At 34.3% G+C, this 19,224-nt stretch carries 17 protein-coding genes; 7 read left to right on the forward strand and 10 right to left on the reverse strand.

Translation table 11 applies throughout. The annotated features are described in order from the left end of the window. Positions 1-2: 2 nt before the first annotated feature. From EL247_RS03180 to EL247_RS03200, 5 genes are all read right to left on the reverse strand, one after another. The gene (locus EL247_RS03180; protein ID WP_126441994.1) at positions 3-719 is read right to left on the reverse strand and encodes a hypothetical protein; all 717 of its coding nucleotides are present in this window, start codon (positions 717-719) and stop codon (positions 3-5) included. Between the two features lie 2 nt (positions 720-721). After that, a complete protein-coding gene (locus EL247_RS03185) occupies positions 722-1,537 on the reverse strand; it encodes a J domain-containing protein (protein ID WP_060663387.1) in 816 nt (271 codons plus the stop codon). 69 nt (positions 1,538-1,606) lie between these two features. Next, positions 1,607-3,628, reverse strand: coding sequence for a dynamin family protein (locus EL247_RS03190; protein WP_126441995.1), 2,022 nt, complete (start codon positions 3,626-3,628; stop codon positions 1,607-1,609). After that, positions 3,621-5,912, reverse strand: coding sequence for a dynamin family protein (locus EL247_RS03195; protein WP_126441996.1), 2,292 nt, complete (start codon positions 5,910-5,912; stop codon positions 3,621-3,623). The genes EL247_RS03190 and EL247_RS03195 overlap by 8 nt, the downstream gene beginning before the upstream one ends. A 3-nt stretch (positions 5,913-5,915) precedes the next feature. After that, the gene (locus EL247_RS03200; RefSeq protein WP_005023305.1) at positions 5,916-7,061 is read right to left on the reverse strand and encodes an MFS transporter; all 1,146 of its coding nucleotides are present in this window, start codon (positions 7,059-7,061) and stop codon (positions 5,916-5,918) included. Positions 7,062-7,257: 196 nt separating this feature from the next. Between EL247_RS03200 and rplI the strand changes: the two genes are divergently transcribed. From rplI to EL247_RS03225, 5 genes are read left to right on the forward strand one after another with little or no spacing between them, the layout of a single operon-like run. After that, entirely contained in the window at positions 7,258-7,704 is a 447-nt protein-coding gene (gene rplI, locus EL247_RS03205) for a 50S ribosomal protein L9 (protein WP_126441997.1), read from the forward strand. Then, complete coding sequence (hslV, locus tag EL247_RS03210; protein ID WP_054195687.1) at positions 7,704-8,240, forward strand: ATP-dependent protease subunit HslV; 537 nt, start codon at positions 7,704-7,706, stop codon at positions 8,238-8,240. Before rplI ends, hslV begins: the two co-directional genes overlap by 1 nt. Before the next feature lie 32 nt (positions 8,241-8,272). Then, positions 8,273-9,595 carry an HslU--HslV peptidase ATPase subunit gene (gene hslU / locus EL247_RS03215; protein WP_126442212.1) on the forward strand — a complete coding sequence of 441 codons (1,323 nt, stop codon included), beginning with the start codon at positions 8,273-8,275 and terminating at the stop codon, positions 9,593-9,595. Positions 9,596-9,603: 8 nt separating this feature from the next. Further along, on the forward strand, positions 9,604-10,488 hold the full coding sequence (era, locus tag EL247_RS03220) for a GTPase Era (protein ID WP_126441998.1): 885 nt from the start codon (positions 9,604-9,606) through the stop codon (positions 10,486-10,488). 14 nt (positions 10,489-10,502) lie between these two features. Beyond that, positions 10,503-11,498, forward strand: coding sequence for a L,D-transpeptidase family protein (locus EL247_RS03225; RefSeq protein ID WP_126441999.1), 996 nt, complete (start codon positions 10,503-10,505; stop codon positions 11,496-11,498). Between the two features lie 9 nt (positions 11,499-11,507). On the opposite strand, the gene rdgB is transcribed toward EL247_RS03225, so the two are convergent. Further along, on the reverse strand, positions 11,508-12,134 hold the full coding sequence (gene rdgB, locus EL247_RS03230; protein ID WP_060661867.1) for an RdgB/HAM1 family non-canonical purine NTP pyrophosphatase: 627 nt from the start codon (positions 12,132-12,134) through the stop codon (positions 11,508-11,510). Positions 12,135-12,209: 75 nt separating this feature from the next. On the opposite strand from rdgB, the gene EL247_RS03235 reads away from it, so the two are divergent. Then, a complete protein-coding gene (locus EL247_RS03235) occupies positions 12,210-13,577 on the forward strand; it encodes an MFS transporter (RefSeq protein ID WP_172594045.1) in 1,368 nt (455 codons plus the stop codon). A 5-nt stretch (positions 13,578-13,582) separates the two neighbouring features. Continuing rightward, on the forward strand, positions 13,583-14,350 hold the full coding sequence (locus EL247_RS03240; RefSeq protein ID WP_054195691.1) for a tRNA 2-thiocytidine biosynthesis TtcA family protein: 768 nt from the start codon (positions 13,583-13,585) through the stop codon (positions 14,348-14,350). Positions 14,351-14,358: 8 nt separating this feature from the next. On the opposite strand, the gene EL247_RS03245 is transcribed toward EL247_RS03240, so the two are convergent. The 4 genes from EL247_RS03245 to gap form a co-directional block, all read right to left on the reverse strand. After that, positions 14,359-15,570, reverse strand: a complete 1,212-nt coding sequence (locus tag EL247_RS03245) for an acetate/propionate family kinase (RefSeq protein WP_005023287.1) — start codon at positions 15,568-15,570, stop codon at positions 14,359-14,361. Then, on the reverse strand, positions 15,571-16,590 hold the full coding sequence (gene pta, locus EL247_RS03250) for a phosphate acetyltransferase (RefSeq protein ID WP_126442000.1): 1,020 nt from the start codon (positions 16,588-16,590) through the stop codon (positions 15,571-15,573). Positions 16,591-16,671: 81 nt separating this feature from the next. Then, positions 16,672-17,940, reverse strand: a complete 1,269-nt coding sequence (locus EL247_RS03255; protein ID WP_104745681.1) for a glucose-6-phosphate isomerase — start codon at positions 17,938-17,940, stop codon at positions 16,672-16,674. Continuing rightward, positions 17,937-18,935, reverse strand: coding sequence for a type I glyceraldehyde-3-phosphate dehydrogenase (gap, locus tag EL247_RS03260; RefSeq protein WP_005023281.1), 999 nt, complete (start codon positions 18,933-18,935; stop codon positions 17,937-17,939). Before gap ends, EL247_RS03255 begins: the two co-directional genes overlap by 4 nt. Between the last annotated feature and the right edge of the window lie 289 nt (positions 18,936-19,224).

Below are 19,224 nucleotides of genomic sequence, written 5' to 3' on the forward strand. Positions count from 1 at the left end.
TCTCACTCTACAAAATATGCCTTAATTCTATAACCGCGTTTGTCTTTGAGTTGGAGGCTTGGACCTTCAAAGGCAGTGGCATTAGGAATTTTTTTGTTAATTTCTCTAATAGCATTCCATGCTCTAAAACTCGCTAATCCTTCTTGCTTGAGTTCTGGAGAGAGTCCTTTGTAGGGATTATTATCCACAATCCCTTGTATTTCAAATGCGACGACTTTTTTGTCTTTTTCTAATTCATTTCCGATTTTAGTAGCAAGAGAAAGTAGGCAGCCTTGAGGAATATCCCATTTGCCTATTTGCATTGAAAAGCATTCAGCAATAATTTGTTTTTTGGGTTTTATGGTGTAGCGTAAATTAGTGGTGTTGGTTTGTTGTATTTCTTGCACAGATATATTTAATCCTTCCACAGATTGTGCAAGGTTTAGAAGTTCTTTTTCTTTTTGCATTAATGCTTCTTGCAAGCGTCTAATTTCTTCTTCTTTGGCGTATTCTGTGTTGGTGGTTTCTTGGGTAATTCCTAAGGTGTTTTGTAGGCTTTGGATTGCAGATTGGCTATTTTTGTGGTTTAAAAAATAGTATCCTACCCCAAAGATAACGATGATAAGGGTGATAAGAATGCTTAAAAAGAGCCAAAAATGACTTTTTTTTGTTTCCTCATCAAAATTGAGTTGGATAATAGGTTCTTCTGGGGATTGCATGTTTTTGTTGTTTTCTTCCATTTTTAACTCCTTATGTAACATTTAAAGTTGGTTTTGATATTTTCATAGGCTTCTTTAATAATGCGAAATTTTTCAGCATAGCCTTCAATGATTTTTTGATCTTGTCCATAGACATTATCGGGGTGGTAAATTTTAGCAAGCTCGATATAGCGATTTTTGACATTTTCAAAGTCGTCATCATCATTGCAACCGAGAATCTTATAGCTTTTTTTAAGCAATCTTTCTTCTTTGGTTGTATATTCCCCAAAACATTCAAAGGTATTATTGGTTTTAAATGTTTCATAATCAAAATCTAAAACGATGTTGTAGATGATTTTTTGGGATAGCATAGAGACGAGTTTTTCCCAAAAATATGGGCTACTAGAATCAAGAAAAATTTCTTGTTTGGTGTAGCTAATAAGAAAATTTTGAAAAAGGGATTGCAAATAGCGTTTTGCAAGTCGATTTGGACGATTGAGGCGCAAACAAACTTGGGTGTTTAAGCTGCTAGTATGAAGGATTTGCAAAGAAACGATAATATGCTCCAAAACCGCCTTATTTTCTACCATTTTGATGCGGATTGGAAGGTGGCTGCTATCAATGATGGTTTGGAAGTTTGGACTGTGTTTTTTGTTTTCTTCTTGCATTGCAACATGATAAGCCCAGTTTAGAAAATAGTCTTTTTTGTAGCGTTCTCCATCATCTAAAATTAAAACAGAGCTTGAAAGTCGATAAGCTTTGGAAAAATGCTTATAGGCAAAATCAACAGCACGCTTTAAAAAGCGAGATTCTTTTTCAATGCTAATTTGAATGTATGGCTCTAAGAGCTCAACTTTCATCTTTTAAACTTCCTTGTTTAATGGTGTTTTGATTGCTTAAATATTTGAATTTTAAATATTAAAGCAACTTTAGTTCCATTTTTTGAATTGTTTGATATTGTGTAAATTTTTTGTAATTTTATCTATTTCTATCTTAAGAGTTGCAATTTTGGAATTAATTAATGAAATTTTTGCTTGAGTGGTTTTTTCTAGTTGAGTGAGAAACTGCGAATAGGATTTTTTGAGAAGATTCATAGGTCCAAAGAGTTTGGTTTGGAAATGTTCAAAACAAAAAGTTTCATTTAAAGAATCGCGTATATTTTCTAAGCTTGGAATGAAAATTGGAAAATCTGGATTTTCTCTATGTTTTGCTAGGGAATTTTTGATTTTTAAATCAATTTTATTGAGAGTGGATTCGATGGCGTTGTCATAATAAAAGACAATAAAATTACTAAGGAAAATTAATTCGCTTTGCAAGTTTGAGATGATTTTTTGATTGGTGGTACTAAAATCAACAAAGAGGTTTTCATAATATTGTTGGGAAAAATTTTGCAGTTCTTTTAGGCTTTGATTGTTGGGTGCGTATTTGTAAAATTCTTGTTTTTCTATTTGGGTATTTTGCCATTGCTTGATTTGCAAATGTAATAGAGTAGAAAATTCTTCCATGGTATTTGCAAATAAGTTACAGAAATTTTTGATTTGAGCACTAAGGGATTTGAAGTCTTTAATAATAGGTGAATCTGGGTTTTGTAGAGAAATTTTGATTTTCTCTAAAGGAAGGGTGGTGATATTTTTTGTGTGCGTGGTTGTTTTTGGTATAAAGAGCCTTTTTTGTTGTTTGGAGAAATTTGTGGGGGTTTGCTCTAGGGAATTAAAAATAAATTGTGCTAATGAATCTAAAAGTAAGTCAAGGTTGGTATAAAGTTCATTGAATTTTTTTTGTTCATTTTCTTGGTGTTTGTGGTGTTGTAGGGTAATGTCTGTGAGGTGGTTTTTGAAAATTTGAATAAGCTGTGTGTAGCATTGATAAATCTTGTGGTATTGATAATGGAGCAAAATGTGCATTTCTTTGAGCTTTTTGAGGGCGGAATATTCTTTGGAGAGTTTAGCCTTTGGTTTGATAGAATGATTGAGAAAATCAAATATCAAAGGCATACCTGATTTTTGCATTAAATCATTATAATAGCTATTTTGAGAATTGTTTAGCTGAGTGTTTAGGGTGTTTTTAAAGTTTTGGTAAGAAGATTCAAGGGTTTGCAAAAAACTATTCTCATCGGTTTTGGTGGTGGAGGTTTGGTGAATGAAGTTTTGGACTTCAAAAGAGAAATTTGAAAACAAAGTTTCAATCATTTTTTGTGGGGTATTAAGTTGTGCTTGGAGTGCCATTTTTGCAGAGATGGGGATAATTTGACTAAAGATTTCTTTAAAAGATTCATTGGCATATTGGAGGCTAGTTTGGATTTCTTCTTCATTTTTGAGGCGGTCTTTTTGATTGAGGATACAAAGTGTTTTTTGGGAATAATGTTTGATGAAATCTTGCAATAGTTTTTTTTCGCTGTTTTTTCCTGCATTATCAATGAGTGTAAGCCAAATAATGCCATCAACATTTTTAAGGATATCAAGAGTGGTTTTGGTATCATCGTGATTTTGAGAATTAAAGCCCGGCGTGTCTAAAAAATTGATTTCTTTTAGCATTAAAATGGGAGCATATAGGCATAAAGAATCGATGTTTTTTGAGTTTTGACGGGTGAGCTGTTTTAAAAAATGAATATTTTGCAAAACTTTGTTCCCATCTTTGTAGAGGACTTCTAAGATAAAATCTTCTCCATAGCAAATTTTGCATACTTTAGAAGTGATAGGCGTGATACCTGTTGGAAGGATATCTTGCCCCAAAAGAGCGTTTAAAAAGGTGCTTTTCCCGCTAGAGAATTGTCCGATAATTGCAATTTGCATGGGTTCTTTGGTTTTGTTTTGGAGAGATTCAAAAAAATCTTGGGAATAATCATTGGGATTGAGATTGTTTTGGCAGTCTATAATGAATTTTTGCAGCTCTGTTTTTTGGGAATTTTTGTCCAAAATTTCTAAGCATTCTTGGAGATATTGTTTAAGCATCGTTGTTCCTTGTAGCGTATTCTTGGAGTTCTTGCAATAAGATTTGAATTTCTTTTAGGGAGGAGATAGAGTGCATAATTTGCGATTCTTTGTGTTGTTTTTGTGTGGAATTGGATTTATCTAGGCTTTTTTGGAGGATTTGTTTTTTGGTTTCTAGGTTTTGACTAGATTGTTGCATTATTTCTTCAAAGCTGGTTTTAAGATCATTGAGAAATGCAGAAGCTATTTCTTGACTTTGGTGATAAATGGTATTTTCAAAATTAGCAAAACCATTTTGAAAAGCTTGTTGCAAAGCTTCTTTGAGTTTGTTTTCTTGATTTTTATAAGAATGCAAAGAAAGCGAGTTTAGGTGATTGAGAATTTGTATTTTGGTTTTTGTAATAGTGCTTTTGTGGAGTTGCATTTGTGGCGTTTTTAATGTGGGTAAAAGGGTATTTTGGAGTTGGGAGATTTTTTGGGCAAGATTTTGACGATATGTCCTTAAAATATCGATTAGAAAATCCTCTAATCCTTGAGTGAGAATCCTTTCTATCCTCTCTTTGCTTGGGGAAGAGTGTTTTTGGTAATCATAGAGAATATCTTCAAAGATTCTTTGGATAAGGACATTTTGAGCTTCATTGAGTTTTTGTGTTAATGTGTTTTTTGTGCTTTTTAGGTATTCTTGGAAATGTGTTTGGGTGTTTTGGAGGTTGAATTTTAGGGTTTCAAATTCTTTGTTTGCTTCATTGATTTCTTGTTTGTTTTTTTGGATAAGCATTGCAATTTCTTCTTGTGTGCTAAAGAGCAATTTTAGCTCCAAATCCAAATATTCTTTGAGAATCTCGATATTTTTATGAAATCCTTGAGCAGTAAGGTAGATGATGTCTTTTGCCTTGGTGCTATTATTTCCTAATAAAGTTTTTTGTAAATATTCTAAAAAGGTGTTGAAATTAGAAGATTCTAGGGTATAGCCTAATTCTTTTGCCTGCTTGGGATTATTTTGGCACAAAAGTGCTGGGTAGCTAGCAATGTGGATAAAATCTAAACGCTCTAAGAAAAGTTTTGCTTGGCTTGGAGGCAGGTTTTGTTGGAACTTGGCTTGTATGCTTTCTTTTGTGTAATTTAGGGCTTGGTGGAGTTCTTCTTGGGTGAGTAAATCTGCATGGGTGAGAATAATAAGAAGCCTTGAAATATTGGAAGTTTGCAGTGCTTCTAATAAAAATTCTAAGTCAATTTGTGTGGCACTTTGGGAAGCATTCATTGCATGGATTAGTAAATCACATTTTGTAAGATAATTTTTAGTGATTTCTTCTCTTTGGATGATTGGGTCATCAAGCCCGGGAGTATCGACGATTTCTACTTTGTTTTTGAGGAAATTTAAGGGAGTAAAAAGAATGGTTTTTTGGACAAGATTGCAAAGTTTGCTTGGGTGGTTTGCTGAAGTGAATTTTGGTAAGTCTTGTAGCGGTATTTCTAGGCTTTGTTCTGACTTTTGGATATAGTTTTTAAGAAAATCTGAAAATTCTTGATTTTCTAATAGATTTTCAAGCAATTTTGAATCTAGAGTGCTTTTTAATTCTTGCCATTGTTCTTGATTCCAAAAAATAATTTTTGCATAAGATTTGGGGCTGTATTTGAGGATTGTTAGGCTTGCTGTTTCTGGTATAGTTGAGCTACCTAAGATTTCTTGCTCTAAGAGTGCATTTAAAAGTGTGCTTTTGCCCGAGCTTAAAACGCCTGTGATTCCGATAGAGAAATGTTGGGATTGTGCTTTGGTAATGAGATTTTGGAGATTTTCAAAGATATTTTTTGGGGCAATAGAAGAGAGGGAATTTAATTCTTTGGTAAGAATCTTGAGGCTTTCATCAAAAAAATTTTCTAAAAGATTTTTGGGTAATTGAGGGGTTTTTTCTAGGTGGGTTGTTGGGTGGTTTGGGTGGTTTTGAAAGTGCGAGGTTAGAAATGATTTGAGGTTATTGTAGTGGGATTCTTCTAATAAATTATGATGACGCATAAAATCAAGATTTTGCAAAATTTCTTGTAATTTTTGAGAATCTTTTTGGTTTTGTAAGGTTAAGAGGATTTGGTATTGTGCTTGTTGGATAGTTTTAAAATAGGTGGTATTATAGAGGTATTCTTTGCAGATATTTTTGAGTGTTTGGGATTGCCAAAAGAGATTGAAAGTTTTGGGTGTAAGACTTAGAAGGATGGCTAAAATTTCATTGCAAGAATCTTTTGGCAAATCTGTAATATGAAAGCTCTCTAAAGGTAAAATATCTTTGAAAGTCTCTTTAAACCATTCCATTAGTTATCCTTGCCAAAAAAGTTTTTGTGATTGATAAAAAACCAACGCACTTACAAATAAGATTCCGCCCAAAAGTAGGCAAAGAGTGTTCCAGCCAAATGGATGGTAAATATAAGTGGGCAATGTCGTTCCTAGTGTGCCTCCAGCGTAATAAAAAGCCAAATACAAACCATTAGTGATTCCTTTTTTGTTTTTTGAGATAGTGTTGATAAAAGAGGAAAGCACAGAGTTGATAATAAACATTCCAAAACAGAGTGTGAAAATCGCAAAGAAAAGCTGCCAAAAGTCCCCAAAAAGCATCATCCAACAAGATGCACCAAAGATAAAGAATCCTAAGGCAATCGTTTTGATTTCGCCTTTGAAGAATCTTGTGATTTTTTTAGATAAGATTGCAGTGATAATTCCCACAATATAGCCAAAATACATAAAACCAATTTGTGCAGGTGTAATTTGGGGGTTGAGCGAGGTAATGTAGTGGGGCATAAAGTTTAGTATGCCTTGAAAACAAAAGAGTATCAAAAAAGCACCACTATAAAGCAATAAAAAGCGTTTATCTTTCAAGAAATCCAAAATGATGGCAAAAGTGATTTTGCTGCTTTGGATTTTGGTGTTGGTGTGAGGGAGTTTGAATGCAAGAAAGGCAATAAGAAGTGTTGAGATTCCAAGTGCTATGAAAGTAAAACGCCAAGAAAAAAGAGTCGTGAGAAATCCACCGCCAACGCGTGATAAAACCCCTCCAAAAACGGTAGAGGCAACATAAAGCCCTATGTATTTGTTTTTGCTATCAATGCGTGTTAGTGAAGTCATTGTGGCTGTAAGAGCTGCTGGAATCATCAAAGCTTCGCAGATTCTAAGGATTAAAAAGGTGCTGTATTGTTGGGTAAAACTTAAAAGGCATTGAAATACGCCAAGTAGCATCAAAGAGGCAATTAAGATAAGCTTTGTATCAAATTTTTCTAATAAATATCCATAAAAAATAGGGGCAATGGCTAATGCAAAAAGAATCACGGAAGTAAAAAGCGTAACTTGTGTGGTTGAGATTTGGAATTCATTAATCAATAAAGGCTGTATGGGCTGGGTTATATAAAGTGTAGAGATGATAACAATCGCACTAAACATAATAGTTGTTAAATTGTATTTTTGCTGCATTATAAAATTATCTTTGATTTTGGATTTAGAGCTTTTATAAAATTATCTTATTCTTAGAAACTTTAAAAGTTAATAAATTTTTTTATTTTTAAAGTTGATTTTTAAAAATTTGTAAAATTATATTTTTGATTAAAAGTTGTTATTTTAATGTTTGCCAAAAAATGCTAAAATTCCAAAAATTAATAGGAGTATTTTAATGAAAGTATTATTGCTACAAGATGTAAAAGGACTAGGCAAAAAAGGTGAAATCTGTGAAGTAAAAGATGGATATGGAAAAAATTTTTTAATTGCAAAGAAAATGGCAGATTTTGCCACTAATGAAGTTATCAATCGCTATAAAGCCGAACAAAAAAGAGCAGCTGAACAAGCCGCTGAAAATCAAGCATTGATGGAAATGGCAGCTAAAAAAATAGAAGCAATTACTCTAAAGATTCAACAAAAGGTTGGTGCAAATGGCTCACTTTATGGTGCAATCACAAAAGAGGATATTGCAAAAGAGTTGGTACAGAAGCATCGTTTGGAGATTGATAAAAAAACTATTGAGCTAAAAAATCCTATTAAATCAACAGGAATGTATGAAGTGGAAGTGAAGCTTGGACATGGAATCCATGCTATTTTGAAGATTGATGTGGAGGCATTGTGATGTTTGAAGCAACTACAATTTTGGCCTATAAGACACAAAAGGGAGCGGTGATTGGCGGAGATGGGCAGGTAACCTTTGGAAATTGCGTATTAAAGGGTAATGCAACTAAGATTCGGACGCTTTATCATGGCAAGATTCTAAGTGGATTTGCAGGAAGCACAGCTGATGCTTTTACGCTTTTTGATATGTTTGAGGGGATTTTAGAGAACAAAAAGGGCGATTTGTTAAAGTCGGTTATGGAGTTTTCTAAAGAATGGCGTAAAGATAAGTATTTGAGGCGTTTAGAAGCAATGATGATTGTTTTGGATAAAGAAAAAATTTTTATTTTAAGTGGAACAGGAGATGTGGTAGAGCCTGAAGATGGCAAAATTGCTGCTATTGGTAGCGGTGGGAATTATGCGTTATCTGCTGCAAGGGCTTTGGATAGATTTGGCAAGGGAGATATGGAGCCGCGAGATTTGGTGCTAGAATCTCTTAAAATTGCTGGTGAGCTTTGTATTTATACTAATCAAAATATCAAAATTTTAGAACTTTAAAAAATAGGAAGACAATGGAAAATTATATTGCGATGACACCAAAAGAAATTGTTGTTTACTTAGATGAATATATTATTGGGCAAAATGATGCAAAAAAGATTGTTGCTATTGCACTTAGGAATCGCTATCGTCGTTTGCAGTTGCCAAAAGAGATTCAAGAAGAGGTAATGCCAAAAAATATTTTAATGATTGGTTCTACCGGAGTTGGGAAAACCGAAATTGCAAGGCGTATGGCAAAGATGATGGGATTGCCTTTTGTCAAAGTGGAAGCAAGTAAATATACAGAAGTGGGTTTTGTAGGAAGAGATGTAGAATCTATGGTGCGTGATTTGGTGATAGCTTCAATTAATCTAGTCAAAGAAGAACATAGACAAAAAAATAGAGCAGGGATTGAGAAATATGTGTTGGATAAAATTGTAGAAAAGCTAATCCCTCCACTTCCTAAAGGTGCAAGTGAGCAGAAAATAGAAGAATATGAAAACGCAGCAGAAAAAATGCGTCAAAAGGTTAAAAATGGAGAAATGGATCATCTTAAAATCGAGATTGAAATTCCAAAACGCACTTTTGAAATAGAAGATGGCAATATGCCAGCAGAATTTGCTAAGGTGCAAGAGACAATTGCAAGAGTGTTTATTGCATCTCCAAAAGATAATCCCAAAAAAGAAGTAACAATTAAGGAAGCAAAAGAGATTTTAAAAGTGGAGGCAAGCGAGGCTTTATTGGATTTAGAAAGCATCAAGCAAGAAGGTTTAAAGAGGGCAGAGAATAGCGGGATTATCTTTATTGATGAGATAGATAAGGTCGCTGTTAGTTCAAACTCACAAGGTAGGCAAGATCCTAGCAAAGAAGGAGTGCAGAGGGATTTATTGCCTATTGTAGAGGGAAGTATTGTTAATACAAAATATGGAAGCATTAAGACAGACCATATTTTATTTATCGCAGCAGGGGCATTTAGTTTGAGCAAGCCTAGTGATTTGATTGCGGAATTGCAGGGTAGATTCCCTTTGCGTGTGGAGCTTAATAGCCTTGATGAAGAAGTGCTTTATAAGATATTAACACAAACTAAAAATTCGATTTTAAAGCAATATGAAGCATTAATGGCAGTAGAAGAAGTTTCTTTGAAGTTTAGCGATGAGGCAATTAGGGCTTTGGCACATTACTCGCAATTAGCTAATGAAAAAACAGAGGATATTGGTGCGAGGCGATTGCATACGGTTGTGGAGCAGGTGATTGAAGAGATTAGCTTTGAGGCAGAAAACTATAAGGGACAAGAAGTAGAGATTACAGAATCTCTAGTAAAAGAAAAGCTGGAAACTTTGGTAGCTGATAGCGATGTCGCACGATATATTTTGTAGGTAGTTTTTTGGAAAGTAAAGCAGGATTTGTAGCGGTTTTAGGCAGACCAAATGCAGGAAAGAGCACATTTTTAAATACGCTTTTGGGCGAGAGGTTGGCACTTATTTCGCATAAAGCTAATGCTACTAGAAAGCGTATGAATCTTGTTGTGATGGTTGAGGAAACGCAAATTGTTTTTGTAGATACGCCTGGCATTCACAAGCAAGAAAAGCTTTTAAACCAGTATATGCTAAAAGAAGCAATGAAGGCAATGCAAGATTGTGATTTTTTGCTCTTTTTAGCACCAGCAAGCGATAAAATAGATTTTTATATAGATTTTTTGGAGAGCGCTAAGGGAAAGCCTCATTTTTTATTGCTCACTAAAATAGATTGTGTGAGCAAAGAAAAATTATTCCAAAAAATCAAAGAATATGAAAAATTTCAGGATTCTTATCAAGCACTCATTCCGATTTCTTGCAAAGATATTAAGAGTTTGGAATATGTAGCAAAAGAGCTTGCAAAAATAATGCCTAAGAATCCTTACTATTATGATCCAGAGATTTTAAGCCCAAATAGCACCAAAGAAATTGTAAAAGAAATGATAAGGGAATCTTGTTTTGAGAATTTAAGCGATGAGTTGCCTTATGAAAGTGATGTGGTAATCAATATTTATAAAGAAAAGGCTACGCTTGATTATATTAAGGCATCTATTATTGTGCAAAAAGAAAGTCAAAAGGCTATGGTGATTGGCAAAGAGGGCAAAACATTGAAGCGAATTGGCAAGAATGCAAGAGAGAGAATCGAGCAGTTTGTGAGAAAAAAAGTATATTTGGAAATTTTGGTGAAAGTGGTTTCTAGCTGGAGTAAAGACAAAGAAAGCTTAAAGAAAATCGGTTATAATTTCGAAGATTAAAAAATGGAGAAAAGATGAAAATTATTTGGTTATTGTTAATTGCGATTTTTAGTTATGCTAATGAATATGAATGGATTGGAATCTATCGTAGCGGTGGAGTGCAGGCATTAGAGCAAAAAATCAATGAAGTTTTGCAAACAAAAAATTATTGGCAAGAGGTTTTAAAAAATCAAGATATGCGTTTTGGGTATTATGAGAATCTTAAATACCTCTTTGTGGCGACAAAAGATGCGCCCACTTTGGAATCCCCAAATCTTAAACTTTATGCCCTAGAAAATAATCAGTGGGTAGAAAAGCTAAATACAAAAAGTTTGGTGGGGTCTAAAGGGGGTCATAAACAAAAAGAAGGTGACTTGGCAACCCCTATTGGTGTTTATTCTCTTCAAGCGAGATTGAGTAATCTAGATCAATATTATGGACCTTTGGCTTTTAGCACTTCTTATCCTAATCTTTATGATAAATTGCAAAAAAGAACAGGCTATGGAATTTGGATTCATGGTATGCCGCTTAATGGAAATAGAGAAGAGTTAAATACGCGTGGCTGTATTGCAATTGAAAATAATCTTTTAACTTCGGTGGATAGGATAATTGATTATCGTAATACGCTTTTAATTACTTTTGCTGATGATGTGGAACAAACCAAAAAGGAAGATTTAGCAACGATTTTGGCAGATTTATTTCAATGGAAAGAAGCTTGGGCAAAAAATGATATTGAGGCTTATTTAGCGTTTTATGATAAGGATTTTATACGCTATGATGGGCAAAAGTTTGAGGCATTTGAGGATACCAAACGCAGAATTTTCCAAAAAGGCGAAGAGAAAGAGATTAAATTTACAAAAATCAATGTCTCCCCTTATCCTAATGAAGAAAACAAGAAATTATTTAAAATTAGTTATCATCAAGATTATAAAGCCTTTTTGAAAGGCACATTAAACTATTATTCCAATGGAAACAAAGAGCTTTATGTAGAATTAAAAAATGGCAAAATGCAGATTTTAGTAGAGCAATAAAGGATAGGATTATTTAAAAGCCTTAAATAAAGCCCTTAAGATATATTTGGCTCTATTGAGTGCAATATATCTATGAGAAATGGCATTTTTCTCTTCTTTGGTAAGCTCTGCAAGTGTTTGTGTGAAACCTTGTGGAATAAACATTGGATCATAGCCAAAGCCATTTTTGCCGCGTTGATTGGCAATCACCTTGCCATACATAAATCCATGTGTGCTAAAATCTCCATAAAAACTACTAATTCCTATACTTGCACAATAATGTGCTTTGGAAGTTTGGCTTGGAAGTTTGGCTACTTCACATAAAAGCTTTTCTAAATTTGCCTTAGAATCTCCACCGCTATACCTAGCGCTATGGATTCCGGGTTTTCCATCGAGTGCATCAACGCATATTCCACTATCATCAGAAAGTATAATATCATTTTGTGAGAGTAGATTTTTTGCATGGAGGGTATTAAAAACAGCTTTAGATTTAATTAGTGCATTTTCTTGAAATGTTTTGCCATTTTCATCGATTTCAAAAGGATCGCACAAATCGCTCCATGCTAGTATTTCTAAAGCATTTTGCTCAAATGGTTTGTAGATTTCTTGGATTTCTATGATTTTATCTTGGTTTGAAGTTGCTAAAATTAGACGCATTATTATTGCCTTGTTGAATGTATTTTGGATAAAATTAACTTCTTGTTTGGAATTTTAGCAAAAATTGGAGAATCTATGATAAAAAAAGAATCCTTAATCAAACAAACTATTCCACTAAGCCTTATTTTGGCTGGGCGATTTTTTGGTTTGTTTGTTGTTATGCCTGTTTTATCCTTATATGCCTTATCTTTGGAGGGTATGAGTCCGATTTTGGTTGGGATTGCCATAGGGGGATATGCACTCACTCAAGTATTGTTTCAAATTCCTTTTGGTTTTTTAAGTGATAAATTTGGACGCAAAAGCATTATTGCCCTTGGACTTATTATTTTTATTATTGGTTCGGCTGTGTGTGCGATGAGTGATGATATTTATATGCTAATTTTGGGTAGATTTTTGCAAGGGGCAGGAGCTATTGGGGGAGTGGTTAGTGCAATGATAGCTGATTTGGTAAAAGAAGAGAAACGCACAAAAGCAATGGCATTAATGGGGGCTACCATTTCTCTTAGTTTTACAACTGCTTTGATTTTGGGACCTATTTTGAGTGCTTATTTTGGGGTAGCAAGTTTATTTTGGATTACCTGTTTTTTGGGGGTGCTTAGCTTAGGGATTTTGCTTTTATTTGTCCCTGAAGCACCAAAGATACAGTATAGTTTTATTTCTAGTTCTGATAAATATAGTTTTATTCTAAAAAATAAAAATCTTCAAATTATGAATCTTACAAATTTCTTGCAAAAAGGTTTTATGACTTTGGCATTTTTGATTATTCCTATTGCACTTGTAAAGGGCTTTGAGATGCCTAAAGAGAATTTGTATCAAGTGTATGTTCCTGCAAGTTTGCTTGGGCTTATTGCAATAGCACCTGCGGCGATTTTTGCAGAGAAAAAGGGCAAGTTTAAAAGTGTATTGGTGGTGGGAATATTGTTTTTTGTTGTGGCATATCTTTTGATGCTTAGTCAAAATTTGTGGGTGTTTGTCGCTGGAATTTTGGTGTTTTTTGTTGGTTTTTCTGTGCATGAGCCTATTATGCAAAGTCTTGCTAGTCGCTATTGCAAGGCACATCAAAAAGGAAGCGCTTTAGGTGTTTTTACTGCTTTTGGATATTTTGGTTCATTTGTGGGAGCGCTTGTAGGTGGGCATTTATATGAATATTTTGGAATGCTTTCTATTAGCCTTTTTGTTGTGGTTGTTTCATTTTTGTGGATTTTGGCTTTAGGGTTTTTGGCAAATCCAACTTTTCAAAAGAATCTTTATTTGCCACTTAGAGAAAACATTGTAAATGAGGATTTGGAAAAATTGGTGGAGCTTAGAGGAATTTTGGAGTGGTTTATTAATGAGAATGAAAGAGTTGTGGTTATTAAATATGATAAACATTTAGTATTAGAACAAGAAGTGAAGGAATTTTTGAAAGAAAATTTGGCAGATAAATTTGAAGAATTAAAGTGAGAAAAATGGAAGAGAAAATAGAAATTAGCAAAAAGATTCTAAGAATCACAGGAAGCACAAATGCAGAGTTTGGGCTAATCAAAGAGGGCGATAAAATACTTTTGGGATTGAGCGGAGGGAAAGATTCTATTTTGCTAGCGACTTTATTGGCAAGATTGAAAAAATACGCACCTTTTGATTTTGAATTTAAAGCTTTGACGGTGGATTATGGGAGAGGTGGTGAATATGAGTATATTTTTGAGTATTGTGAAAAATTGGGGATACCTTATGAACTTTATCGCACAGATATTTATAAGATTTTAGAAGAAAATCGCAGAGAAGGGACGGTATATTGCAGTTTTTGTTCGCGTATGAGACGAGGGGCTTTGTATTCTAAGGCTTTAGAGGGTGGATTTAATAAAATTGCATTAGCACATCATTTGGATGATGCAGCTGAAAGCTTTATGATGAATCTCACTTATAATGGTGCTTTGCGTTCTATGCCTCCAATTTATAAAGCAGAAAATGGTTTGTATGTGATTCGTCCATTGATTTTTGTGCGAGAGAGGCAAATTATTGATTTTATTGCAAAAAACAATATTTATATCGCACCAGATTGTAATTGTCCAATTATGTGGCAAAGCGATGATAAGCGACCTTTTGCTAGAGAAAAGACAAAGCAAATGCTAAAGGAAATGGAGATGAATAATCCTGATTTTTTTACCTCTTTGAAAGTGGCACTTGGAAATGTGCATTTAAACAGCCTTTTTGACAAAAGGTATTTGGATAAGTAGCCTATATCTTAAAGATTATAGGCTTTGCTTACGAGGGCTTTTGTATCCCTTGCTATCATTAATTCTTCATTAGTTGGGATTACACACACTTTGACTTTGGAATCAGAAGTGGAAATAATACCTTCTCTTCCTATGGTTTCTAAGTTTGCTTTTTCATCAAGCGTGATGCCTAGGAATTGTAAGTGAGAGACAATTTTGCCGCGGATAAATTTCGCATTTTCACCTACTCCAGCACAGAATGAAATTGCATCAACACCGGTTAATGCGGCTGTATAAGAGCCGATGTATTTTGCCACACGATAAGCAAAAACTTCTCTTGCAAAACGTGCCTTCAAGTCTCCCTTCTCATCAGCTGCTAATAAATCCCTAAAATCACTTGATAGACCAGAGATTCCTAAGACACCAGATTTTTTATTTAAAATATTCATAATTTCTTTGGTGCTTAAATTTTCTTTTTGGGCTATATAATCAATTACAGCAGGATCAATATCTCCGCTTCTTGTCCCCATTACCAAGCCTTCAAGTGGAGTTAATCCCATACTTGTATCAATGCTTTTGCCATTTTCAACAGCACAAATACTAGAACCATTCCCCAAATGACAAGTGATAATTTTTGAATTTTCTAGTGGAATGCCCAAAAACTCCGCTGTGCGTTTGGAAACATAGCTATGACTTGTACCATGGAATCCATACCGACGAATTTTATATTTTGTATAATATTCATAAGGTAAGCCATAGATGAAAGCCTTTGGCGGCATTGTTTGGTGAAATGCAGTATCAAAAACAGCTACCATTGGGGTATTTGGCATTAAATGCTGACAGGCTCGGATTCCAAGTAAATGTGCAGGATTGTGTAAAGGGGCTAAATCCGCACATTCCTCAATATTATAAATTACCTCTTCTGTGATAATTGCTGAATGGGTAAAATGCTCTCCACCATGAACGATTCTATGTCCGATGGCTTTGATGGTTTCAAGGGATTTCACTGCGCCATTAAAAGGGTTTGTGAGTGCGCCTAAAACAAGTTTGATTGCAACTTCATGGTCTTTGATTTCAATATTTTGTGTGGATTTTTCTCCATCTTTTGGTTTGTAACTAAATTGTCCTCCATCAATACCTATTCTATCGCAAATCCCAGAAGCCAAAACCTCCTCGGTATCAGTATTGATAAGTTGATATTTGAGAGATGAACTTCCGCAATTAATAACTAAAATGTCCATTTATGCTCCTTTTGTTTCTTTTTGTTGTTGTGCTTGGAGGGCTGTAATGGCAACAACACCAACAATATCTTCACTGCTACAACCTCTTGATAAATCATTAATAGGTGCAGCAATGCCTTGGGTAATAGGTCCATAAGCTTCAGCTTTTGCAAGTCTTTGAGTGAGCTTGTATCCGATATTTCCAGAATCTAAATCAGGAAAAACAAGCACATTAGCATACCCTGCTATTTTGCTATCTGGGGCTTTGGACTTTCCTACACTTGGGACAATAGCGGCATCTAATTGAAATTCTCCATCTATGGCTATTTGTGGTGCTAGACTTTGTGCGATTTTGGTGGCTTCTATAACTTTATCTACATCAGGGTGTTTAGCACTTCCTTTGGTAGAATGTGAAAGCATAGCGACAATGGGTTCTTTGCCTACTAGAGTTTGGAAGCTTTTAGCAGAATCAATAGCTATGGAAGCAAGTTCTTGTGCATTTGGGTTTTGCACTAAGCCACTATCTGCAAAGATAAAAGTTCCATTTTCTCCATATTCACAATTAGGGACTACCATTAAGAAAAATGCAGATACGAGTTTGGAATCTTGCTTTGTACCCAAAATTTGCAAAGAAGCTCTTAAGACATCAGCCGTAGAGTTGATAGCACCTGCTACCATTCCATCGGCTTTTTTGGATTTTACTAGGGCTACTCCAAAATAAAGAGGATTTTCCAAAAGTAAAGTTCTAGCGGATTTTTCACTCAAGCCTTTGTGTGCTCTAAGCTTAACAAAAAGTTCTACATAATCTTCTAATTCATCACATGATGCAGGATTGATAAAAGTTGCTTTTTGAAGGTCAAGATTGGCTTTTTTGGCTTGTTTTTGGATACTTAGCTCATCCCCGATTAAAATAAGATTAGCAATGCCTTCTTTTAAGATAGTGTGTGCGACTTCTAGAGTTCGCATATCATTGGTTTCAGGCAAAACAATGGTTTGCAAAAAAGACTTTGCTTTTTCTTTGATGTTTTCAATAAGACTCATAGATACTCCTTGCTTTTTAGAAATATTATAAGACTTTTTGAAATATAAAAGTATAAAATAGAAAAAAAAGTGAAAAAAAATTTAAATATGTGTAAATTTTTCTCTCAAGATTTTTTTGCCAAATTCAACCCCGGGTTGATTATATGTATCTATTTGTAACAAAACCCCCACACAAGAAGTGAGTAGCTCATAATAAAAAATCAATTCTCCAACACTTTCTTCGCATAAGGAAGCTAAAACCAAGGAATCCACAGGCACATTTTGGGCAATAATGCTTTCTTTGGTAGCTACACATTGCAATTTAAGAAGATTATTAAACGAGGTGTTATTGACAAAATCGGTAGCTTCAAGTCCTTTTAGACTAATATTTGGTATGTAAAGTGATTTTTGTGAAAGTTTTTCAACGCTCAAAAAAGTTACACTTTTATTTTGAGGACCTTGCATAATGAGCTGCAAAAAAGAATGTTGATCAATGCTGCCAATTAATGCAATGGGCGTTAAGCCTCTTTTGTTTTGTTGATAATCAAGTTTCCCAAGAGATTCTCCCCAAAGCTGTACATACCAAGAATTAAAATGTCTGAAAACACTGCTATAAGAAAAAAGCACATTAATAGGGTAGGTTGTTTCATTTTTGGCTAGGAAAATTGCTTTTTTGAGAATTTCACTTTTCTTTTCTATGAAAAACTGAGTAGCGATGTTTTGCGCGCCCTTTAGAATATTGCAAATATCATAGCCTAAAATTGCAAGGGGTAGCAGTCCAACTGCACTCAAGATAGAGAATCTACCGCCGATATTTGGTTTAATGGTAAAAGATTGAATATTTTCTGCCTTGCTCCATTGGAAGAGTGGAGAGTCTTCATCGGTAATTGTGATGAGGCGTTTTTTGTTTTTTGTTTCTAATAAACAAAAGCGTTTGAGGACATATTTAAAAAGTGAAGTGGTTTCGATGGTTAATCCAGATTTTGAAATGACAATAAAAAGCGATTCCTCACATTTTACGCGTTGTAAATCTTTGTGTATCATAATAGGATCTGTGTGCTCTAAAAAGCGTATTTTGATATTTTTGCGATTGTTTTGGTGAGAGAGGAGGGCATCAATAGCTTTTGTCCCAAGGGAACTTCCACCAATTCCGACAATAACTAAGGTTTTAATGCTTTGTAGAAAAGCTTGATTGGTGTGAATATAATCAAATATAGCCCGGTTATCTTCATAGGGTAAATTGTAATAACCGCTTGTGCCATTTGCTTTTTCGGTTAGAATTTTTTGAAAGCAAGATTCTATATTTTCTTTGGAGAAAAGATGAGAATCTTTTGGAATAAATTTTTCATAAGTATTGCTGAGGTGTATCATATAAGACTTCTACCTACAAATGCTGTCATATCCACTAAGCGGGTAGAGTATCCCCATTCATTGTCATACCAAGCTACAATTTTAACTTGATTATTATTGACTACATTAGTGCAATCAGGAATGAAAATTGAACTATACGAAGAGCCGATAAAATCGCTAGATACAAGCTTTTCTTCATCAATGAAAATAAGATTTTTCATTGATTCTTCTGAAGCTTTTTTGAAGGTTTCATTAATGAGTTCTTTTGTAACATCTTTCTCTACCACACAAGTAAGATCTACTAGGCTAACATCTGGTGTTGGGACACGCACTGCAAATCCATTGAGTTTGCCTTTGAGTTCTGGCATAACAAGTCCGATTGCTTTTGCAGCACCCGTTGATGTGGGTATCATATTGAGTGCAGCTGCTCTTGCACGACGCAAATCTTTGTGTTTGGAATCTAAAAGATTTTGGTCATTTGTATAGCTGTGGATAGTAGTCATCAAACCGCTTAAGATTTTGAAATTTTCATGCAATACTTTTGTGAGGGGAGCTAAAGCATTGGTGGTGCAACTTGCATTAGAAATAATAGATTCGCCATTATAGGTTAAATGATTGACACCATAAACAAAAGTGGGTGTATCTGTGGCTGGTGCAGAGATAACTACACGCTTGATTCCACCATAAAGATGTGCAGAGGCTTTGTGAATATCATTAAAAGCCCCTGTGCATTCTATTACAATTTCTGCACCATAATTTCCAAAATTGATTTCTTGAATGTTTCTAGTACTGATGATTTGGATATTTTGTTGTTTTCCAATGCGGATTTGGTTTTCGCTAATCTTGGTAATTTCGCTTTTTTTGTGAATAGAATCGTATTTTAGTAAATGGATTAAAGTATCAATAGGCATTGTGGTGTTGATGGCAACTAGCTCCAAATCATCTCTTTCTCCAAGAATCTTGCAAACACATAAACCAATTCTACCTGTTCCATTGATTGCTACTTTTATGGACATTTTATTTTCTCCTTCTATACCAAAATTTTTAAATTATTGATTAATATTTTTGAGTGAATTTTATTCTTTAATTTTTATGAAATGTTGCTATATTATTAAAAAAAACCTTAAAAAACAAATATAAAAGGCTTGAGGTGTGTTAATGGCAAATGTTAGTTTTATTGTTTATAAGGGAGGTGAGAATTTAAGTGATGGAGCAAAAATATTCAATAAAACTTCAGAAATTCCCTATTTTTTGCATTAAAAGTCTTGAAAAGTAAATATTTTATGCTAAAATATGTTGTTCAAA

The organism is Helicobacter pullorum (assembly GCF_900638355.1).
Taxonomy (GTDB): Bacteria; Campylobacterota; Campylobacteria; order Campylobacterales; family Helicobacteraceae; genus Helicobacter_D; species Helicobacter_D pullorum.